This window comes from Actinomycetospora sp., from assembly GCF_055612215.1.
Genome location: NZ_JBVPVA010001204.1, coordinates 1 through 2,671 on the forward strand (window position 1 = coordinate 1; position 2,671 = coordinate 2,671).

Here is a 2,671-nt window from a genome sequence, read left to right on the forward strand (position 1 = left end):
GCGAGGACTTCTGGGCCGACGACGTCGGGGTCGACGGAGCCGGCGCCAGCGCGGAGGAGGCCGCGATCCACCTCGTCGACGACGACGGGTGAGCGCCCCGCCCCGCTGGGACGGCGCCCTGCTGCGGGGTCCGGTGCACGGCCCCCTGCCCGTCCTGCTGCTGGTCATGACGACGGCGACCGGGCTCGTCGACGCGGTCAGCGTCCTCGGACTCGGCCGCGTCTTCGTCGCGAACATGACCGGCAACGTCGTCTTCCTCGGCTTCGCGGTGGCCGGGGCGCCCGGGTTCTCCCTGGCCGCCTCGCTCGCCGCGCTCGGCGGGTTCCTCGTCGGCGCCCTGGCCGGCGGTCGGCTCGCCGCCGCGCGCGCCCACCGGCGGGGTCACCTGCTGCGCGACGTGGCGCTGATCGAGGCGGTGCTCCTGTTCCTGGGCGTCGGCCTGCTCGCCGGGGCCGGGACACCGGGCAGCGGGCTCGCCTCGGCGGTCGCCGCCTCCGCCGCGGTCGCCCTCGGGCTGCAGAACTCCGCCGTGCGCCGCCTCGCCGTGCCCGACCTGACCACGACCGTGCTCACGATGACCCTGACCGGGATCGCCGCGGACGTGCGCTCGGCCGGTCGCCCCGTGGTGACGCGCCGGGTCCTCGCCGTCGTCACGATGTTCGTCGGCGCCCTGGCCGGGGCCCTGCTCGTGCTGCACGTCGGCCTCGCCCCGGCCCTCCTGCCCGCCCCACTGCTGCTGGTGCTCGTGGTCGTCGTGCTCGCGGTGGCGGTGCGCCGGCCCGCGCCGTGGGCACCCCGGGAAGTGACAGGACGTCCTGTCAGGAACCCTTCCTCCTGACAGGACGGCCTGTCAGGATCGGGCGGTGACCACTCCGGCGCGGTCCCTCGGCGGCGTGAGCGCGCGCGACCGCGTCGGGATCCGCCGCCGGCGCCTGCTCGACGCCGCCCTCGAGGTGGTCGGCGAGCGCGGCGTCGCCGACTTCACGATGACCGCGGTCTGCCGCAGCGCGAACCTGACCGAGCGCTACTTCTACGAGAGCTTCGCCCGCCGCGAGGACGTGCTGACGGCGCTGTTCGACGAGGTCGCCGCGAACGCCCTCGACCACGCGGTCGCCGCCGCCGACGCGGCCGCTCCCGCCGGCCTCGAGCGCCGGGCCGGTGCCGCGATCGGCGCGGTGGTGCGGCTGCTCGCCGAGGACCCGCGGTCGGCGCGGCTCTACCGCGAGGCCGTCGGGCACCCCGGCCTCGCGGCACGTCGGCGGGACACCGTCACGGCCTTCGCCGCCTTCCTGGCGGGCCTCGTCGCCGACGAGCACCCGGCGCTGCGCGGGCGGGACGACCTCGTCGTCGACACCGTCGTGCTCACCGGCGGGATCGTCGAGGCCGTCGGCGCCTGGCTCGACGGCCGTCTGCCCGTCGCGCAGGACACCCTCGTCGTGCGCTGCACCCGTCTCGTCGTGGCCGCGGCCCGGCAGCCGGCCCCGGAGCACCCGTCCACCGCATCCGCACCCCGGGAGTGACCATGCCGTCCGTGCTCAACCTCCGCGTCCAGGGCGCGGCCGCCGCACTGGCCGGCCGCGTGCCGTCGACGACGGGCCCGCTCGCGCCGCCCCCGCCGGGCAGCGGCCTCGCGCCGGTGATGGGCGACCACGGCGCCCCGTTCGTCGGGCGCTCGCTCGAGTTCGCCGCCGACATGCTCGCCTTCGCCCGGCAGCGCCACGAGCGCTACGGGGACATCTCGTGGACAGGTGCCTTCGGGCGGCGCATGGTGTCGGTCCTGGGCCCGGAGGCGGTCGGGCAGGTCCTGGTCAACAAGGACAAGTACTTCGGCAACGGGGACGGCTGGGGGTTCTTCATCGGCCCCTTCTTCCGCCGCGGGGTGATGCTGCTGGACTTCGAGGAGCACCGCACCCACCGGCGGATCCTGCAGCAGGCCTTCACCCGCGACCGGCTCGAGGAGTACCTCGAGGTGATGGGCCCGCGCATCGAGCAGGGTCTCGACGCGTGGACGGTCGGGGCCGGCGTGCGGGTCTACGACCGGGTCAAGCAGCTGACACTCGACATCGGCACCGAGGTCTTCGTCGGCGACGAGCTCGGGCCCCGCGCGGACCGGGTGAACCGCGCCTTCGTCGACACCGTGCACGCCGGCGTCGCGGTGGTGCGGGCCCCGGTGCCGGGCGGCGCGTGGTGGCGGGGGCTGCGCGGGCGTCGCGAACTGGAGGACTACTTCGCGGCGCAGCTGCCGGCCAAGCGCGCGGGCGAGGGCCGCGACATGTTCGGGGTGCTGGCCCGCGCCCGCAGCGAGGAGGGCGAGACCTTCTCCGACGACGACATCGTCAACCACATGATCTTCCTGCTGATGGCCGCCCACGACACCACGACGATCACGCTGTCGATGATGAGCTACCTGCTGGCCAAGCACCCGGAGTGGCAGGAGAAGCTGCGCGAGGAGTCGTTCGCGCTCGGGCCCGGCCCCGTCTCGATGGCCGACCTGGACTCCCTGGTCTCGCTCGACCTCGCGATGCGCGAGACGCTGCGCCTCTACGCGCCGGTCGGGCAGCTCGCCCGGGCCACCGTCCGCGACGCCGAGCTCCTGGGCCACCACATCCCGGCGGGCACGCTGATGTCGCTCGGCATCCACGCCTCGCAGCGCATGGAGCCGTGGTGGTCG

At 75.3% G+C, this 2,671-nt stretch carries 4 protein-coding genes; all 4 read left to right on the top strand.

Annotated features, from left to right (window positions below; genetic code table 11):
• On the top strand, positions 1–92 hold a 92-nt coding region (locus AC0CYZ_RS32140; protein ID WP_472222420.1), incomplete at its 5' end, for a DUF5709 domain-containing protein.
• Positions 89–838, top strand: coding sequence for a YoaK family protein (locus AC0CYZ_RS32145; RefSeq protein ID WP_472222414.1), 750 nt, complete (start codon positions 89–91; stop codon positions 836–838). The genes AC0CYZ_RS32140 and AC0CYZ_RS32145, both read left to right, overlap by 4 nt.
• Before the next feature lie 25 nt (positions 839–863).
• Positions 864–1,520, top strand: coding sequence for a TetR/AcrR family transcriptional regulator (locus AC0CYZ_RS32150; protein ID WP_472222416.1), 657 nt, complete (start codon positions 864–866; stop codon positions 1,518–1,520).
• A gap of 11 nt (positions 1,521–1,531) precedes the next feature.
• Positions 1,532–2,671: cytochrome P450 (locus AC0CYZ_RS32155; RefSeq protein ID WP_472222418.1), on the top strand; the 1,140-nt coding region annotated here is incomplete at its 3' end.